This window comes from Salipiger sp. H15 (genome assembly GCF_040409955.1).
In the GTDB taxonomy this organism is placed as follows: Bacteria; Pseudomonadota; Alphaproteobacteria; order Rhodobacterales; family Rhodobacteraceae; genus Salipiger.
In genome coordinates, this window is the sequence record NZ_CP123384.1 from 1,167,097 (window position 1) to 1,184,891 (window position 17,795).

At 70.0% G+C, this 17,795-nt stretch carries 18 protein-coding genes; 13 read left to right on the top strand and 5 right to left on the bottom strand.

Annotation, left to right across the window (positions count from 1 at the left end; genetic code table 11):
• Positions 1 to 116: 116 nt before the first annotated feature.
• The 13 genes from PVT71_RS05625 (at position 117) to PVT71_RS05685 (ending at position 14,549) form a co-directional block, all read left to right on the top strand.
• Positions 117 to 950, top strand: coding sequence for a flagellar motor protein MotB (locus PVT71_RS05625; protein ID WP_353473525.1), 834 nt, complete (start codon positions 117 to 119; stop codon positions 948 to 950).
• A gap of 150 nt (positions 951 to 1,100) precedes the next feature.
• Positions 1,101 to 2,399, top strand: a complete 1,299-nt coding sequence (locus PVT71_RS05630; protein ID WP_353473526.1) for a flagellar hook-basal body complex protein — start codon at positions 1,101 to 1,103, stop codon at positions 2,397 to 2,399.
• Positions 2,400 to 2,484: 85 nt separating this feature from the next.
• Positions 2,485 to 3,945, top strand: a complete 1,461-nt coding sequence (gene flgK, locus PVT71_RS05635) for a flagellar hook-associated protein FlgK (RefSeq protein WP_353473527.1) — start codon at positions 2,485 to 2,487, stop codon at positions 3,943 to 3,945.
• 11 nt (positions 3,946 to 3,956) lie between these two features.
• The gene (locus PVT71_RS05640) at positions 3,957 to 4,481 is read left to right on the top strand and encodes a hypothetical protein (protein ID WP_353473528.1); all 525 of its coding nucleotides are present in this window, start codon (positions 3,957 to 3,959) and stop codon (positions 4,479 to 4,481) included.
• Positions 4,482 to 4,625: 144 nt separating this feature from the next.
• Complete coding sequence (locus tag PVT71_RS05645) at positions 4,626 to 4,958, top strand: flagellin (RefSeq protein WP_353473529.1); 333 nt, start codon at positions 4,626 to 4,628, stop codon at positions 4,956 to 4,958.
• Positions 4,955 to 6,082 (top strand): flagellar basal body P-ring protein FlgI, encoded by a 1,128-nt coding sequence (locus PVT71_RS05650; protein WP_353473842.1) that lies wholly within the window; start codon positions 4,955 to 4,957, stop codon positions 6,080 to 6,082. Before PVT71_RS05645 ends, PVT71_RS05650 begins: the two co-directional genes overlap by 4 nt.
• Before the next feature lie 63 nt (positions 6,083 to 6,145).
• Positions 6,146 to 7,015, top strand: a complete 870-nt coding sequence (motA, locus tag PVT71_RS05655) for a flagellar motor stator protein MotA (RefSeq protein ID WP_353473530.1) — start codon at positions 6,146 to 6,148, stop codon at positions 7,013 to 7,015.
• Positions 7,012 to 9,309 (top strand): hypothetical protein, encoded by a 2,298-nt coding sequence (locus tag PVT71_RS05660; RefSeq protein WP_353473531.1) that lies wholly within the window; start codon positions 7,012 to 7,014, stop codon positions 9,307 to 9,309. Before motA ends, PVT71_RS05660 begins: the two co-directional genes overlap by 4 nt.
• Positions 9,310 to 9,507: 198 nt before the next feature.
• Complete coding sequence (locus tag PVT71_RS05665) at positions 9,508 to 10,167, top strand: transglycosylase SLT domain-containing protein (protein WP_353473532.1); 660 nt, start codon at positions 9,508 to 9,510, stop codon at positions 10,165 to 10,167.
• A gap of 1 nt (position 10,168) precedes the next feature.
• Positions 10,169 to 12,256 (top strand): flagellar biosynthesis protein FlhA, encoded by a 2,088-nt coding sequence (gene flhA, locus PVT71_RS05670; protein ID WP_353473533.1) that lies wholly within the window; start codon positions 10,169 to 10,171, stop codon positions 12,254 to 12,256.
• Positions 12,253 to 13,020 carry a flagellar biosynthetic protein FliR gene (locus tag PVT71_RS05675; RefSeq protein WP_353473534.1) on the top strand — a complete coding sequence of 256 codons (768 nt, stop codon included), beginning with the start codon at positions 12,253 to 12,255 and terminating at the stop codon, positions 13,018 to 13,020. The genes flhA and PVT71_RS05675 overlap by 4 nt, the downstream gene beginning before the upstream one ends.
• A gap of 6 nt (positions 13,021 to 13,026) precedes the next feature.
• The gene (locus PVT71_RS05680; RefSeq protein WP_353473535.1) at positions 13,027 to 14,121 is read left to right on the top strand and encodes a flagellar type III secretion system protein FlhB; all 1,095 of its coding nucleotides are present in this window, start codon (positions 13,027 to 13,029) and stop codon (positions 14,119 to 14,121) included.
• A complete protein-coding gene (locus PVT71_RS05685; RefSeq protein ID WP_353473536.1) occupies positions 14,118 to 14,549 on the top strand; it encodes a hypothetical protein in 432 nt (143 codons plus the stop codon). The genes PVT71_RS05680 and PVT71_RS05685 overlap by 4 nt, the downstream gene beginning before the upstream one ends.
• Positions 14,550 to 14,556: 7 nt before the next feature.
• On the opposite strand, the gene PVT71_RS05690 is transcribed toward PVT71_RS05685, so the two are convergent.
• From PVT71_RS05690 to PVT71_RS05710, 5 genes are read right to left on the bottom strand one after another with little or no spacing between them, the layout of a single operon-like run.
• Positions 14,557 to 15,114, bottom strand: coding sequence for a flagellar basal body-associated FliL family protein (locus tag PVT71_RS05690; protein ID WP_353473537.1), 558 nt, complete (start codon positions 15,112 to 15,114; stop codon positions 14,557 to 14,559).
• 11 nt (positions 15,115 to 15,125) lie between these two features.
• Positions 15,126 to 15,854 carry a flagellar basal body L-ring protein FlgH gene (gene flgH, locus PVT71_RS05695; RefSeq protein ID WP_353473538.1) on the bottom strand — a complete coding sequence of 243 codons (729 nt, stop codon included), beginning with the start codon at positions 15,852 to 15,854 and terminating at the stop codon, positions 15,126 to 15,128.
• A gap of 3 nt (positions 15,855 to 15,857) precedes the next feature.
• Entirely contained in the window at positions 15,858 to 16,277 is a 420-nt protein-coding gene (flgA, locus tag PVT71_RS05700) for a flagellar basal body P-ring formation chaperone FlgA (RefSeq protein ID WP_353473539.1), read from the bottom strand.
• A gap of 2 nt (positions 16,278 to 16,279) precedes the next feature.
• A complete protein-coding gene (gene flgG, locus PVT71_RS05705; protein WP_353473540.1) occupies positions 16,280 to 17,065 on the bottom strand; it encodes a flagellar basal-body rod protein FlgG in 786 nt (261 codons plus the stop codon).
• Between the two features lie 15 nt (positions 17,066 to 17,080).
• A complete protein-coding gene (locus tag PVT71_RS05710; protein ID WP_353473541.1) occupies positions 17,081 to 17,794 on the bottom strand; it encodes a flagellar hook-basal body complex protein in 714 nt (237 codons plus the stop codon).
• Position 17,795 lies beyond the last annotated feature (1 nt).

The window sequence follows — 17,795 nt, forward strand, 5'->3', positions numbered from 1 at the left end:
GTTGTGGGTTCTGCGGCACGGTGCCCGGAGGGCATTCTCCGAAGATTTCGATCTTTTAAGCCAGGGGTAACCGCACCCGGGCTATCCCGGTCCGGGGTGCTTGGAAGGTGGTGGACATGACGGTCGACAGCAATGTCGCGCCAGTCATCATCAAGCGGAAGAAGAAGGGCGGCGGCCATGGTCACCATGGCGGCGCCTGGAAGGTCGCCTACGCGGATTTCGTGACCGCGATGATGGCCTTCTTCATGCTGATGTGGCTGCTCAACGCGACGACAGAGAAGCAGCGCAAGGGTCTGGCGGACTACTTCAACCCGACCATCGCGGTCGCCCGCATCTCGGGCGGCGGCGACGGGCTGATGGGGGGCGAGAGCACCTTCTCCGAGAACGTCCTGCCGCGCATGGGCACCGGCGCGACCGCGATGGAGGCGACCGAGAAGGACGCCGCGCGCGGCAGCGAGACCACGGGCAAGTCCGATCCCGACAGCGCCGAGCAGGCGGCTCTCGAAGAGCTGCGCGACCGGCTTACCGGCCGCACTGGCGAAAGCATGGTGGACGACGGGCTGATGCGCCACGTGGTGACCCGGGTCACCGACGAGGGGCTGGTGGTCGAGCTGTTCGAGACCGCGGACGCGCCGCTCTTCGGGCCGGACGGCAGCCCGACCTTCCTGCTGCGTCGGCTCGCGCAGATCATCGCCGGGGCGGGCAGGGCGGTGCGCAACCCGGTGGCGATCGAGGGCCACGTTCCCGCGTCGCCCATCGTGCTCGCACAGGACAGGTCCTGGGATCTGTCGGCGGACCGCGCCGCCTGGATGCGCGAGCTGTTGCAGGAGGCGGGCGTGCCCAAGTCGCGCATCGCCCGGACCACGGCGCATGCCGACCGCGAACCCGCGCGCAGCAACCCGATGGACGCCCGCAACAGCCGGGTCGAGGTGATCTTCCTGCGCAAGTGAGGGCAGGGCGGCGCGCCGCGCGCGTTCGTCGCACGCTGGGCGCTGCACCGGCCCCGGATATTCCCGCGATTTTACCTGTTAGCCCGCCGTTAAGTCCCCGCCCGTACTGTCCTCGGAGACGGGAACGGATGACAGCAGAAAGGCGCGCCCATGACCATCTCTTCGTCTCTCAACGCAGGCGTCTCGGGGCTCACGGCGAACGCCAGCCGCCTGGCGGCGATCTCGGACAATATCGCCAACTCCTCCACCTACGGCTACCGCCGGGCAGAGACCGAGTTCAACTCGCTGGTGATGACCGATGGCGGGCGCTCCTACACGGCAGGGGGCGTGATGTCCTCGAACCTGCGGGTGATCGACCAGAAGGGCTCGCTCGTCACCACGAGCAACGCGACCGACCTTGCGGTGCGGGGCAGGGGCATGCTGCCCGTCGTCGCCGGCTCGCAATACGAGGCGAACCCGACCGAGCCCGAGCTGCTGCTGACCTCCACCGGCTCCTTCCGGATCAACGAGGAAGGCTACCTGGCGAACGAGCTCGGCTATTTCCTGATGGGCTGGCCCGCCGACATGGACGGGACGATCCCCAACTTCCCGCGCGACACGGTGGACGGGCTCGAGCCGGTGCGCTTCAGTCTCAACCTGCAGGGCGATCCGACCACCGCCGTGGAAATGAGCCTGAACCTGCCCGCCACCGCCACGATGTCGGATTCCGACGGCGCGTCGGAAACGCTCTCGGTCGAGTATTTCGACAATCTCGGCGTCTCGCAGAACATCTCGATGACCTTCACCCCGACCGTGCCGGCCACCGGCATGTCCAACGAGTGGACGATCGTGATGACCGATTCCGCCTCGGCCGGCGCGGTGATCGGCGAATACGTGGTGACCTTCGACGACACCCGCGCCGCGGGCGGCAAGATCAGCACCGTCACCACGGTCTCCGGCGGCGCCTACTCCGCGGCGACGGGCATCGTCACCGTGACGGTCGACGGCGGCCCGATCGAGATCGACATCGGCGCGGTCGGCGACACCAACGGGCTGTCGCAGCTCTCGAACAGCTTCGCCCCGATCTCGATCACCAAGGACGGCTCGCCCGTGGGCAACATGGTCTCGGTCGAAGTGGACGAGAACGGCTTCGTGAATGCGCTCTACGACAGCGGTGTGAGCAAGACGCTCTACCAGATCCCGCTCGCCGATCTGCCGAATCCGAACGGCATGATCCCGATGGACAACCAAACCTTCAAACCCTCGCCGGAAAGCGGATCCTATTTCCTCTGGGACGCGGGCGACGGCCCGACCGGCGACATCAAGTCCTACGCGCGCGAGGAATCCACAACCGACGTGGCGCAGGAACTGACAGACATGATCCAGACGCAGCGCGCCTATTCCTCGAACGCCAAGGTCATCCAGACGGTCGACGAGATGCTGCAGGAGACGACGAACATCAAGCGCTGACCACGATCCCGCGCCGCGCCTGACCTGGCGGCGCGGCGGGGCGACACCGCAGCTCGCGACAGTTTCAGCCCGAGGAGGCACGCGCATGTCCCTGACCGGAGCCCTTTCCAACGCGACGAGCGGTCTCGTCGCCAACAGCCGGGCGGCCACCGTGGTCGCGTCCAACATCGCCAATGCCACCACTGAAAGCTATGGCCGGCGCGAGCTCGACACCGCCTCGCGGGGCAGCGGCAGCCATGGCGGCGTGTCGGTGCTCGGGGTGGTGCGCCTCGTCGATGCCGCGGTGCTGTCCGACCGGCGCCTTTCGGACGCGGGCACCGGCTTCGCCTCGGACATGCAGACCTTCGCCACGCGGTTCGAGGCGCTGGTCGGCGAGAGCGGCGCGCTGGGCTCGCTCACCGGGCGCTACGCCGCATTTGAGACGGCGCTGGTCTCCGCCGCGGCCGACCCGGCCTCGACCCAGCGCCTCGAGACGCTGGCGCAGGCCGCGCTCGACTTCACCGACAAGCTCAACGCGCTCAGCACCGAACTGCAGCAGGGCCGGGTCGAGGCCGACGCCTCGGTCGCGGGGCAGGTGGACAGGCTGAACACCGGGCTCGACCGGGTGCGCTCACTGAATGAGGCGATCTCGGCCGAGGTGATCCGCGGCGGGGACGCGTCCTCGCTGCAGGACGAACGCCAGCGGGTGATCGACGAGCTGGCGGACATCGTGCCGCTGCGCGTCGTCGACCGTCCCTTCGGGGCGCAGGCGCTCTACGCCGCCTCCGGCACGGTGCTTTACGACCCGACGATCAACAGCGCCCCGGTCGAGATCGGCTTCACCGCCACCGGGGCGATCGACGCGACCATGACCCTTGCCGGCGGGGCGCTGTCCGGGCTGACCATCAATGGCGTCGCGATCTCCAGCGGCAACAGCGGCCCGCTCGGCGGCGGCACGCTGGGCGCGCAGCTGCAGATTCGCGACGGGCTCGCGCCCGAGCTGCAGGCCGGGCTCGACGGTCTGTCGCGCGACCTCATCGAACGCTTCGCCCCGGGCGGGCCGGACGGAACGCTCGCCGCGGGTGACCCGGGGCTCTTCACCGACGCGGGCGCGGCCTTCGACCCGCTCGACGAGGCCGGGCTGGCGGGGCGGATCACGCTGAACGCGCTGGTCGACCCCGAGGGCAACGGCACCTGGCGGCTGCGCGACGGGCTCGGCGCGACGAGCCAGGGCGCGGTGGGGGACGCGACGCTGCTCAGCGGCTACATGACGGCGCTGGAAACCCTGACCGTGCCCTCCTCGGCGAGCCTTGGCGCCGGAAGCAAGGGCTTTGCGCAGCACGTCGCTGAATTCCATTCGGCGCTGTCGCTGACCCGGGTGCGGGCCGAGGACGAGCTGAGTTTCACCCAGGCCCAGAACACCGCGCTGCGCGAGATCGAGCTGTCCAACGGCGTCGACAGCGACGCCGAGCTGCAGGCGTTGATCAGGATCGAACAGAGCTATGCCGCGAATGCCCGGGTGATCAGCGTGATCGACGAGCTGATGCAGCGGCTTCTCGCCATCTGAGGAGGATGAAGATGGAATCCGTGGGAGACCTGGCGCGCAATCTCGTCCTGACCGCGCATCACACCCGGCTCAACCGCGAGCTAGACCAGCTCGGGGTCGAGATCGCGACCGGCTTCGTGCGCGACCCGGCGCGGCACCTCCAGGGCGACGTCACCGGGTTGGTCGCGCTCGACCGCGACCTCTCCCGGCTCGAGGCCTTCCGCGTCAGCACGACCGAGGCGGGCGCTCGGGCCGCCACCATGCAGACCACGCTCGACGAAATACAGAGCCGCGCCGAGCTTCTCTCGCAGGTGCTGCTCTCGGCCGAGCTGACCCCCACGCAGGAAATGCGCGAGACCTTCTCGGAAGAGGCGCGCAACGCCATGGGGCAGGTCCTGAACGGGCTGAATCGCAACATCGGCGGGCGGTTCCTCTTCTCCGGCACGGCCAGCGACACCCCAAGCGTCGCGGGGCTCGACACGATGCTTGCGGACCTGCGGACCGCCCTGGCCGGGCAGGCCACGGCGGCGGATGTGGACACGGCGCTCGACACCTAGTTCGACGCGGCGGGCGGCGGTTTCGAGACCAGCGGTTATCTTGGCGCCACGGACGACGCGAGCCCGATCCGCATCGGCAGCGGCGAGTCGGTCGCGCTGGACATCCGCGGCGACGATCTGGTCTTCCGTAGGCTGCTGAAATCCGTGGCCAAGGCGGCGCTTGCCGCAGACAGCACCCTGGCCCTCGCGCCCGAGGTGCAGACCGAGCTTCTCTCGCAGGCGGGTCGCGAGCTGCTCGGCGACCAGCAGGGGCTGGTCGAATTGCGCGCCGGTCTGGGTGCCAAGGAAGCCCGGATCGAAGAGGTCACCACGCGCAATTCCGCCGAACGCAGCGCGCTCAGCATGACGCGGGTCGATCTGGTCGGCGCGGACAGTTTCGAGGCGGCGGCGCGCTACGAGAACGTGCGGACGCAGCTTGAAAGCCTCTATGCCATCACCGCGCGCTCGTCGCAGCTGTCGCTCGTGGACTTCCTCTGATGCGGGCCCTGCTGCTCCGCTCGCTCCTGGCGCTGTCTACAGTAGCCCTGCTTTTCGACGTGGCGGAGCCCTGCGCGGCGCAGGCCGTCCGGATCAAGGACCTCGTCGAGCTTGACGGTGTCCGGTCCAACGACCTGGTGGGCTACGGGCTCGTGGTCGGCCTCAACGCCACCGGAGACGGGTTGCGCAAGGCTCCCTTCACCGAGGAGATCATGCAGAACATCCTCGAACGGCTCGGCGTCAATGTGACTGGCGAACAGTTCCGGCCCCGCAACGTTGCGGCTGTCTTCGTGACCGGCCGCCTGCCGCCCTTCGGCCGTGCCGGAAGCCAGATTGACGTCACCGTCTCCGCCATCGGCGACGCCAGCAGCCTGCTCGGCGGGACATTGATCATGACCCCGCTGAACGCCGCGGACGGCGAGATCTACGCTGTGGCGCAGGGAACGGTGATCGCGGGAGGGGCCTCGGCGCAGGGCGACGCGGCGCGGGTCGTTCAGGGGGTTCCGACATCAGGCGTCATACCCGCCGGGGCCCGGATCGAGCGCGAGGTCGATTTCGACTTCACCCAGATCTCGACGCTGCGCCTTGCGTTGCGCGAGCCTGATTTCACGACGGCCGGGCGGATCGAGCGCGTGATCAACGGCGCGGTCGGCGGTGGGGCCGCGCGCATGCTCGACGCGGGGACGGTGGCGGTCGACCTTCGCCGCACCGGCGCCGGCTCACCCGCGCGCGCGGTCGTGGCGATCGAGAATCTACCTGTCGAGCCGCAGCGCCGTGCCCGTGTGGTGGTCGACCAGCGATCCGGCACGATCGTCATGGGTGAGGATGTGCGGATTTCCCGCGTCGCGGTTTCGCAGGGCAATCTCACCCTGCGCATCGACGAGACGCCGCTGGTCGTCCAGCCCAACCCCTTTGCCGAGGGTCAGACCATCGTCGTGCCCAGAACAAACGCGAACATCACCGAGGATCCGGGGGTCTCGCTGGCCGAAGTGCCGGGCGGCACCTCGCTGTCCGAGGTGATTGCCGGACTGAACGCGCTTGGGGTCTCGCCGCGCGACATGATCGACATTCTCAAGAGCATCAAGGCGGCGGGCGCTCTCCATGCTGAATTCGTCGTCATGTGAGACGGGCCAGGGACCGGCGCCGTGCCTGTCCAGGCCGAAAACCTGTGGTGAAGGAGTCACCGGATGCTCGGCATCATCGGCATAGTGGTCATCTTCGGCATGGTTTTCGGCGGGTATCTCGCCGCCGGTGGCAAGATGGCGATCATCCTGAAGTCGCTTCCCTTCGAGATGATGATGATCGGCGGCGCGGCGGCGGGTGCTTTCCTGCTGGGCAACGATGGCGGCGTGGTGAAGCACACGTTCAAGGACATCGGCATGGTGTTCAAGGGCGTGAAGTGGAAACCGAATGATTACAAGGAACTGCTCTGCCTGCTCTTCGAGCTGATCAAGCTCGCGCGGCAGAGCCCCGTGGCGATCGAGGAACACGTGGAGTCGCCCGGCGAGTCCGCGATCTTCTCGAAATATCCCAAGATCCAGGGTGACAAGGTCGCCATCGAGCTGATCTGCGACACCATGCGCTCGATGTCGATGAACTACGACGATCCGCACCAGGTGGAAGAGGTGCTCGACAAGCGGATCGAGGCGCTGGAAGAGCACCGCATGCATTCGAGCCACGCGCTGCAGAGCATGGCGGATTCGCTACCCGCGCTGGGCATCGTGGCGGCGGTGCTCGGTGTGATCAAGACCATGGCCTCGATCGACCAGCCGCCCGAGGTCCTGGGCAAGCTCATCGGCGGTGCGCTGGTCGGCACCTTTCTCGGCGTGTTCCTCGCCTACGGGTTCATGGGCCCCTTCGCCAACAAGGTGAAGGCAGTGGTCGGCGAGGATCTTCATTTCTACAAGCTGATCCGCGAGGTGCTGGTGGCGAACCTGCACAACCACGCGACGAACATCTGCATCGAGGTCGGGCGGCAGAACACCCCGGCGCATTTCCGTCCCAGCTTCGTCGACCTCGAGGAAGCGCTGAAATCCGTCAAGCAGGAGGCGGCATGAGCCGTGGGAGGCGGACATCCGGCGGATGGCGCCTTCTAATTGCCGTTCTGGCGTCCTGGCTGCCGGAGTTGGCGGTCGCGCAACAGATCGAGATGCGCAGTGGCGAGCACGGCGGGTTCACGCGGCTTGTGCTCGACATTCCCGCCGGGCTCGGCTGGCGGGCAGGGTCCTCGGGTCCTGCATCCTACCGGGTGGAATTCGACAAGGGCGGTTTCCAGTTCGGGTTCGACGCCGTGTACCGGCGCATCACGCGCGACCGGGTCAGCAATGTCGCGGCTCTTGCAGATGGTGCCGGCGTGGACCTCGCCCTTGCCTGCGACTGCGTCGTCGAGGCCTCTCAACAGGGTGGAGGGATGATCGTGATGGATGTCCGGCCTCGCCGCGCCGGAGACCCGCCACCCGCGCCTCTTCCGGTACCGGTTGCACAAGTGGATGAACCGACGCCACTGGTATCGCCGAGCGCGGCACCCGTTCTCGATCTTGGCATCCTTCCCGGAGATATCGGTCATTCCGCTGCGCGGGCTCTGCTGCCTTCCTTCGATCCGGGGCCGCGGCTTGCCGCGGAAATCGGGACATCGCCTGAGGATCGGGCGATTGCCGAGAGTTTTGGCCAATCGCTGGCCGAGCAGCTGGCGCTGGGTGCAACGCGCGGCCTGCTCGACGCTGACGGACCGCTCTCGCAGCTGCCGGCAACGGAGGAGCTGCCGAAGCATGGTGATGGCGAACCCGGGGTGGCACGGGATCCGCCCGGAGCGGCGCCCGACCATTCGATGAGTGCCGAGATGCTGACCGGCCCAGCCTCCCGCGGGTTCGGAGCGTCCTCGGTCCTGCGCATCGGCGGTCAGAAGGCCTGCCTGGACGATCGGCGGCTCGACCTTCCCGGCTGGTTCGGGTCCGACGGAGAAGAGGCCGCCCTCGCGCGGCTGGGGGCGTTGCGCGCCCGTCTGGTGGGAGAGTTCGATCGCATCGACACTCGCGTGCAGCGCGAGCTGGCGCAGCTCTACATCTCGCTCGGCTTCGGGGCCGAGGCGCGGGCGCTCCTTCAGCTCGAAGACGATATCCCCGACCCGGTGCTCATGACCCTCGCCACGCTGGTCGACGGCGGTGGCGATCCGGCTGGCGTCTTCGCCGGGCAAAGCGAGTGCCACGGCCGCGCCGCGCTCTGGGCGGTGCTGGGAGCGAAGGAACTGCCCGCCTCGGCGGAAATCGCGGCGCCCGCGGTCCTCGCCACTTTCGAGGAGCTGCCGCTTTCCCTGCGCAGGACCCTCGGCCCACGGCTCGCGGAACGGCTGACCGAGGAGGGGCAGGCCGATCTTGCCAGCAACGTGCTCGCCCGAATGGCGCGCGCGCTCGGGCGCACGACAGAGGAGATGCAGCTTGCGGCGGCTGGGATCGCCCGCGCGAGTGGCGCCCCGGACCGGGCGGAGGCCTTGCTCTCGGGCCTGATCTCGGCCCCCGGCGAGCTCGGCGTCGCGGCTGCCGTAGCAAGCGTCGACCTCGCCACCGAGGAGGGGCGACCGGTCGCGCCGGCCATGGTCGATCTGACCGCCGCCTACAGCACTGAGGGGCGCAGCACCGAAGATCGCGATGCACTGTGGCTCGCTCACGTGCGTGCCGCCTGGGCAAATGCCGAGTTCGACCGGGCCTTCGGCGAGATCGACGCCCCCGGCGAGGTTGTGGCCGAGACCCGCCTGAAGGCGCGGATCGAGGCGCTGGGCGCGCTCGCCACCTCGGGCGACGACGGCACCTTCCTGCGCCTTGCGCTCGATCCGGGCAATATTGCCTTGGCGCCCGCTGCCGCGGCCCTCGCGCTCGAGATCGCGGGGCGGTTCCTTGCGCTGGGCCTTCCCGACCCGGCCGGCCGCTGGCTCGCCGGGCCCGTTCCACCCGGAAGGGAGCATGACTGGCGTCTGCTGGAGGCGCGCCTGTCCCTCGCGAAGGGGGACGCCCAGGCGGCGGAAATCGCGCTGGTCGGGCTGCAAGGCGAGGATGTTCTGCGGCTGCGGGCGGAGGCGCGCGAGGCGATGGGGGACTACGCGTTCGCCCGCTCCGCCTATGCCGAACTTGGCGACAGTGCCAACGCGGCGCGCCTGGCCTGGCTCGCGGGCGATCTCGCGGCAAGCACGGCTGGCGGTGACCCGGTCCGCGCCGAGGCGGCAGCGATCGCTCTCGCCGAGCCCCCCGTCACCGCGGCGCCGTCGCTGGCCGAGAGCAAGGCTCTGGCCGACAGCGGCGGTGCCACGATCGAGGCGATCCGGGCCCTGCTCGCGCAGAGCGCGATCCCCGAGATGTGAGGCCAAGGCAGAGCGGAGCCCTTCACGACCCGCAAGGAAATCGAAAGCTTTCGCCGCTAGAGCGGAAGCAGGTCTGCAGGATGCGGAATGACGATCTTGGAACAGAGCTCACCCCTTCGATGCGCCATGCCCCCTGCCGCCACGTCCGGCGCCCGGAGCGTCCGGCGGCGCGGCGGTGCGGGGGGAGGTCTCCGCAACATGGTCCTTGGCGTGGGACTGGCGCTGGGGCTGGGCATGGCAGGGACCATCGCGCGCGCGGCAACCGATGACACCCTGCGCTGCGACCAGGCCGCGGTCCGGGCGGCGCACACGCTCGGCGTGCCCGACCCGGTCATGCGCGCCATCACCCGGGTGGAGACCGGGCGCAGCCGCGATGGCGGCCTGCAGCCCTGGCCCTGGACGGTGAACCTCGGCGGCGACGGGTTCTGGTTCGACAGCGCGGCCGAGGCGCGGGCCTTCGCCGCGGGGCAGGTGGCGCGCGGCAGGCGGAACATGGACATCGGCTGCTTCCAGGTGAATGTCCGTTGGCACGGCGAGGCCTTCCGCTCCACCGACGAGATGTTCGACCCCGAGACCAACGCGCTCTATGCCGCGGGTTTCCTCAAGCGGTTGCACGACGAGCACGGCGACTGGGACAGCGCGGTCGCCGCCTATCACAGCCGCACGCCCGAATATGCGCAGCGCTACATCGCACGCTATCGCAGCGTCCGCGCCGCGCTCGAGTCGCTGCCGCCCTTGGCGCAGCCGCGTGCCGCGAACGGGTTTCCGCTGCTGCTGGGTGGCGGCGCGCGCTCGCCGGGATCGCTGACGCCGCTGGCCGGGGCGGGGCGGCCGCTGATCGACTTCTCGGGGGGCTGAGATGGCCGAGACCGCCGCCGCCCCAAGCCTTTTCAAGCCCACCGTGCTGCTTGCGGTGGCGCTGATGGCGATTATCGTCATGATGATCCTGCCGATGCCCTCGATCGTGCTCGACCTCGGCCTCGCCGCCTCCTTCGGCCTCGCCATCCTGATCTTCACCGTCACGCTCTTCATCGAGCGGCCGCTGGATTTCTCGTCCTTCCCGACCATCCTGCTCGGCTCGCTGATGCTCCGGCTCTCGCTCAACGTCAGTTCGACCAAGCTGATCATCGGCCAGGGCCACACCGGTACCGGCGCCGCCGGCGACGTGATCGAGGGATTCGCCAATTTCGTCATGGGCGGCAGCGTTTTCCTCGGCCTCGTGGTCTTCGGCGTGCTGATGATCGTGAATTTCGCGGTGATCACCAAGGGGGCCGCGCGCATGGCCGAGGTCGGGGCGCGCTTTGCCCTCGACGGCATGCCGGGCAAGCAGCTGGCGATCGACAGTGACATGTCGGCCGGAGCCATCGACCACGCCGAGGCGAAGCTGCGGCGCGAGCGCGAACAGCAGGAGACGACCTTCTTCGGCTCGCTCGACGGCGCGTCGAAATTCGTCAAGGGCGACGCGGTGGCGGGGCTGCTGATCACCCTTCTGAACCTCGTCATGGGCATGATCATGGGGGTCTTCGTGCATGGCATGGCCCTGCGCAATGCCTTCGAGACCTACGCGATCCTCACCGTGGGCGACGGGCTGGTCTCGCAGATCCCGGCGGTGATCATCTCGATCGCCTCGGGCCTGCTGCTCGCGCGCGGCGGCGCGACCGGCGCGACCGATGTCGCCGTGGCGGGGCAGCTCGCGCGGTACCCGGCGGCGCTCGGCACCGTCGGCGTGCTCATGGCGCTCTTCGCGCTGGTGCCGGGCCTGCCCTTCCTGCCCTTCATGCTGGGCGCGGCGACGCTCTGCGGGCTGGTGCTGCGCCTGCGACGGCGGATGATCGAGGCGGCGACCGCCCCGCCAGCCGCCGCGCGGGCCGAGGCACCGCGCGACCGGCCGATCGGCGACGTGCTCGACCTTGACGAGATCCATCTCGAATTCGCGCCGGACCTCGTCAACATGGTGCTCGATCCCGGCACCGGGCTCGACATCCGCATCGCCAACATGCGGCGTCACGTGGCGGCGAGCTACGGGCTGATCCTGCCAGAGATCCGGCTCACCGACGCCCCCGCGCGGCCAACCGGGGTCTACGTGATCCTCGTGCATGGGGTCGAGGTCGCGCGGGGTGAGCTGAACCCTGATCTCGTGCTCGCGCTGATGCCCGACGACGCCCGCGCCCTGCCCGACGGGCGCGACGTGAGCGAGCCGGTCTACGGCGCCCCCGCCCGCTGGATCCGACCCGAGGACCAGGACCGCGCGGCGCTGACCGGCGTCACGATTGTCACCCCGGCCGAGGTGCTCGCGACGCACCTGCTCGAGGTGATCAAGCGCAATTTCGGCCGTCTCCTCACGCTCAAGGCGCTGCGCCGGCTGCTCGACGAGATGGTCTCGCTCACCGATGCCGCAAGGGCCGAGGCCAACCGGCGGCTGCTCGACGAGCTGATCCCCGACAAGGTGCAGGTCGACACGCTGCACGCGGTGCTGCGCCTGCTGCTCGAGGAACAGGTGAGCATCCGCAATCTGCCGCTGATCCTCGAGGCGGTGGCCGAAATGCGCGGCCAGCAGGGTACGCCCGAGGCGATCTGTGAACACGTCCGCCAGCGGCTCGGCTTCCAGCTCGTCGCCGGGATGCGGCGCGAGGACGGGACGATCCCGCTGATCCAGCTCGCCGCCGAGTGGGAGGACACCTTCGCCAGCCACCAGGTCGACGGTGGCCGCGGCGTGCTCGACGTGGCGCTGCCGCCCGAAACCTTCGAGGCGCTGACCCGGGGCATCGCCGAGGAGGTGGGCAACGCGGGCAGCCGCGGCATCTACCCGGCGCTGGTGACCTCCTCGCGCCGCCGCCGCTTCCTGCGCACGATCATGGCCGCCAAGGGCCTGTCGACCCCGGTGCTCTCCTTCGAGGAGATCGGGCTCGAGGCGCGGCCTGCGCTGGTCGGGCTGGTCGCCGCATGACCGGGCTCGCGGCGCTGCTGGAACTCGGCGGTCAGGGGCTCTGGCTCGGCCTGCTGGTCTTCCTGCGCGTCGGCGCCGCGCTCTTCGCCCTGCCGGGGCTGGGCGAGTCCTGGGTGCCGCTGCGGTTGCGACTGGCGCTGGCCCTGACGCTGAGCGCCGCGATCCTGCCGGCGGTCGCCGCGGGGCTTCCGTCGGACCCGCCGTCGCTGCCGCTCTTCCTGCGCGCGGTGGCGAGCGAGACTCTCGCCGGCCTCTTCCTCGGGCTCATGCTGCGGCTCTTCGTCTTTGCCCTGCAGACCGCCGGCACGATCGCCGCGCAGGCGACCTCGCTCTCGCAGCTTCTCGGCAATGCCGCGGCCGAGCCGATGCCGGCGCTCGGGCATATCCTCAGCGTCGCCGCGCTCGCCCTACTCATGGCCACGGGCTTTCACGTCAAGGCGGCGGCCTACCTCATCCTGTCCTACCGGCTGCTGCCCGCGCTCGCGCTGCCGGACCCGGCGGTGCTGGCGCAGGCCAGCCGCGCTGAGGTCAGCCACGCCTTCGCGCTCGCCTTCTCGCTGGCGGCGCCCTTCGTGATCCTGTCGGCGCTCTACAACCTGACGCTCGGCTTCATCAACAAGGCGATGCCGCAGCTGATGGTCGCCTTCGTCGGCGCGCCGGTGATCACGCTCGGCGCCGTGGCCCTGATGGGGCTGGTCGCGCCGCTGCTGCTGGCGGCCTGGCTGGCGCAGGTCGACGCCTTCCTCTCGGCGCCGTTCCGGTAGCGCGTCATGGCGGCCGAGGACGGCGGGGAAAAGAGCCACGAACCCTCCCAGCGCAAGCTCTCCGAGGCCCGGCGCAAGGGCGACATCGCGCGCGCGCCCGACCTGCTCACGGCCGCCGCCTACCTTGGCCTGCTGCTGGTCGCGGACGCCTTCGGCCCGGGCTCGCTGGAGGCGCTTGGCGCGGTGCTGATCGCGCCGATCGACCGGCCGGACCGGCTTCTTCCGCTGATCTTCGAGGACCCGGCCGCCGGCCCGGTCGGCGGGCTGATGAGCGGGGTCCTGCAGGCGATATGGCCCTGGCTTCTCGCCCCGGCCCTCGCGGTGCTGCTGGCGCTGCTGGCGACGCGCGGGCTGGTCTTCACCCCGTCGAAACTTGCGCCGAAGCCGTCGCGCCTCTCGCCGCTGGAGAACGCGCGCAACAAGTACGGGCCGCGCGGGCTCTTCGAATTCTTCAAGAGTTTCGGCAAGCTCTGCCTCTACTCGCTGGTGCTGGGCGTCTTCCTCAGCTCGCGGCTCGAGCAGATCACCGCCAGCGTCGCGCTCTCGTCGGGTGCGGCGGCGGCGCTGCTGGCCGGGCTCATGCGCGACCTTCTCGGGCTGGCGGTGCTGCTGGCGCTGGTGCTGGGCGTCGTCGACCAGCTCTGGCAGCGCGAGGATCACCTGCGGCGTCACCGAATGTCGCAGAAGGAGCTGCGCGACGAGCAGAAAGAGGCGGAGGGCGACCCGATGTTCCGCCAGCACCGCCGCGCGCGGGCGCAGGAGATCGCGCTCAGCCGGATGTTCGCCGACCTGCCGCGCGCCGACGTGGTGATCACCAACCCCACCCACTACGCCGTGGCGTTGCGCTGGGAGCGGACGCCCGGCTCGGCCCCGGTCTGCGTCGCCAAGGGCCAGGACGAGGTGGCGCGGCGCATCCGCGAGGTCGCCGCCGAACACGGGGTGCCGCTGCATTCCGATCCGGCGACGGCGCGGGCGCTCTACGCGACGACCGAGATCGGTGCGCAGGTCGCGCCGGAATTCTACCGGCCCGTCGCCGCCGCCATCCGCTTCTCGGAGGACATGCGCGCCCGCGCCCGCCGGGGCTGGAGGCGCGGGCGATGACGGTCCCGGATGCCGAGCTGCTGCGCGTCTCCGAGGTCCTGCGTGATCGCGCGCTGGCGCGCTTCCGCCGCGATCTCGAGGCCGAGGCCCGGCTGGGCGCCGAGCGGGAGCGGATCGACGCGCTGCGCCGCGCCGCGCTCGCCGAGGCCGGCGCCTTCGGCGCGCACCAGATCACCGGGATGAGCGGGCTCTGGCAGGGGGAGCTTCTGCGCCGGCGCGCGGCGATCCAGCTGGGCATCGCCGAGGCGCGCGCCCGGCAGGGCTACAGCGGCGCGGCGGCCCGCGCGGACTTTTCCCGGGACGCGGCGGCGCGGGCGCTGGCCGAAGCGGCGCGCGCGGCCCGCGCCGCGAAGCGCCTCGCGGCGGAGGAGCGCGCGCTCGAGGAACTGGCCGTCCTGCGTCTCTGGCTGAGCGGGGACAGGGGGTGAGCCGGGGTCAGTTGTCCTGCCGGGCGATGTCGGTGATCAGCACGTCGCGCACCCGGGCGCCAAGGATGTTGCGCGCGGTCTCGAACAGCACGCGGCGCAGCGCATCCATGCGCGGGGTTTCGGTGAAATTGCCGTCGAATCCGCCGATATTGGCGTGATCGAAGAGCGTGCGGAGGAACCCGTCGCGCAGCTTCGGCTCTTCCTCGAAGGTGGCGGCAGCGCTGCCGGCAGCGACCTCGAGCGAGATCGACAGCACCACCAGCGCGGCGACGCGCGAATCCTCGACCACGGGCACGACGAACTGGTTGTTGAGCTTGACGTATTCCGTCCCGCTTTCGCCCTCGCCATGCTCCGATCCGCCATGCTCCGAGGCGCCCTGATCCGCGGCGGTGTGATCGCCGGACCCCGCGGCGGGCTCGGCCGGATGACCGCCGTCCTGCGCGGTGCCGGGCTCGGCCGAGGCATGCTCGGCGCCGCTGTCGGGGGAAGGTGCGAGGAAGAGCCCCGCGCCGATGCCCGCGCCGGTGCCGATGAGGGCGAGGAGGAGGGGGAGAAGCTTCTTCACGCGGCGCCCCTTCAGAACGGCAGGATCATGTCGAGCGCCTGCTGGCCGTAGCGCGGCTGCTGCATGTCGGTGATCTGGCCGCGGCCGCCGTAGGAGATCCGGGCCGAGGCGATCTTGTCATAGGTAATCTCGTTCTGGCGCGAGATGTCCTCGGGGCGCACGAAGCCTGTGACGTTCAGCTCGCGCAGCTCGAAATTCACCCGGACCTCCTGCAGGCCCGAGATCTCGAGCACGCCGTTGGGCAGCACCTTGGTGATCGTCGCGGCGATGCGCAGGGTCAGCTTCTCGTTGCGCTTCACCGATCCGTCGCCGCTGGCGCTGCTCGAGCCGGAAATGTCCACCGCGGTCGCCAGCGAGGTGCCGTCGGTCATCGTCGCCTCGTGGCGCTGCGGGTAGCCGAAGAACTCGGGGATGCCGAGGCTTTCGGAGCCGGAGCGCGACCGGTCGGTGGAATTGGAAATCTCGGCCTGGTCGTCGATCTCGATCACCACGGTGAGGATGTCGCCGGTCTCCATGGCGCGGCGGTCGCCGAGCAGCGAGCCGCGGCCGCCGCTCCAGAGCGAGGCATGATCGGTGACCCGCAGCGGCAGGCCCGGGTCGCGCGCCGAGGAATAGGCCATGGCGGCATGTTCGGCGCCGCTCTCCGTCGGGGTGAAGCTGGGCGGGCGCCCGAGGTGGTCGAGCCGGTCGCAACCGGAAAGGCAGAGGACGGCGACGAGCAGGGTGCGGCGGTTGGTCATGGTCTACTCCGGCGAGACGTCGATGCGGCCGCCCGGGCCGATCGTGCCGACGAGAAGGCTGCGGGAGGCCAGGTTCATCACCCGGATGCGGTCCCCTGCGGCGCCGCGCGACATGGCGCGCCCCTCTGTGACGATGCGCAGCCCGGCGTGTTCGTAGACCAGCTCGACCAGCTGGTTGCGCTCGACCAGCGCGGGTTCGGTCAGCTGCGCGGTCATGACGGGCTGGCCGGCATAGACGGCGACGAGGCTCTCCCGCCCGATCGCGGCGCCGAGCGCGTCTGCGGCACCGGACACCACCCGCGGGTCGAGCCGGACCGCGTCGGCCGCGATAACCTCCTGCGCGCGGATCGTGCGCGTCGCCACGACGCTTTCCGCCCCGGCCGGCGCGGCGACAAGCAGCAGGAGGAGGGTGCCGCGCCGCATGGTCAGCGCACCTGCACGGTCGCGGCGAGCATCTGGTCCGCGGCGGTGATCACCTTCGAGTTGAGCTCGTAGCCGCGCTGCGCCTCGATCAGCTCGGTGATCTCGTAGATCGGATCGACGCTGCTTTCCTCGAGATAGCCCTGCCGCAGCATGCCCAGCCCGTCCACCCCGGCGGTGCCCTGCAGCGGCGGGCCGGAGGCCTCGGTCTCGGTGAAGAGGTTGCTGCCGATCGCCTCGAGCCCGCGCGGGTTGGTGAAGCCGGTCAGGGTGAACTGGCCGAGGAGCTGCGCGGGAACGGTGCCGTCGAAATAGGCGTAGACCTCGCCCTGCTGGTTGATCGAAATGCTCTTTGCATCGCCCGGGATGGTGATCTCGGGTGCCACGGGCAGGCCCTCGGAGGTGACGATCAACCCGTCGGCGCTGCGCTTGAGCGCGCCGTCGCGGGTATAGGCCGCCGCGCCCGAGGGCAGCGTGACCTCGAGATAGCCCTTGCCCTCGATGGCGACGTCGAGGTCGCCGCCGGTGGCCGAGGAACTGCCCTGCGCGAGGTTCACCGAGACCGCCGCGGGTCGGACCCCGAGGCCGAGCTGGACGCCTGTGGGCAGCATGGTGCCGTCCGAGGCGCTGATCGTGCCGGCGCGGTGCAACTGCTGGTAGTGCAGGTCGGCAAACTCGGCGCGGCGGGCGTTGTAACCCGTGGTGCTCATGTTCGAGAGGTTGTGCGAGATCACCTCGACCCGCATCTGCTGGGCACTCATTCCTGTGGCGGCGATTTTCAGGGCACGCATGGGCGGCTCTCCGGGTCAGGTGAACAGGGTCTTGATGGCGGTCTTCAGGCGATCGTCCTCGCGGTCGAGGAAGTTCTGGCCCATCTCGTAGGCGCGCTGGACCTCGATCAGCCGCGCGAGCTGCAGGATCGGATCGACGTTGGAGGATTCCAGCGCCCCCTGGATGATCTTCGGGTCGTCGACCGGCTCGGTGCCGCCGGGCGCGCGGAAGAGCGTCCCGCCCTCGCGCTCGAGGTCCTTCGGGTTGGGCGGGCGGACGAGGCCGATCTGGCCGACCGGCTGGCCGCCGCTGCTGAGCGTGCCGTCGCGCGCCACCGCGAGGTCGGCCGCGCCGGGCGGCACGAAGACCGGCCCGCCCCCTGCGCTCAGCACCGGGTAGCCGTCATGGGTGACGAGATCGCCCTGCGCGCTGGTGGTGAAGGCGCCGTTCCGGGTGAGCCGCTCGCCCGCGGGGGTCTGCACCAGGAAGAAGCCCTCGCCCTCGATCGCGAGATCCAGCGCCGCCCCGGTGCGGGTGATCGCCCCCTGGGCGAAGGAACTGTCGCGCACATGCGCTGCGCTCATCGAGACCGAGCCGCCGCGGCCCGTCTCGCGGATGTATTCCGAGAAGATCAGCCCCTGCTGGCGGTAGCCGGTGGTGTTGGCATTGGCGACGTTGTTGGCGATCAGCTGCAGCTCGCGCATGAGCCCGGTCTGGCGGGAGAGGACGGTGTAGCCGGCGGTTTCCATC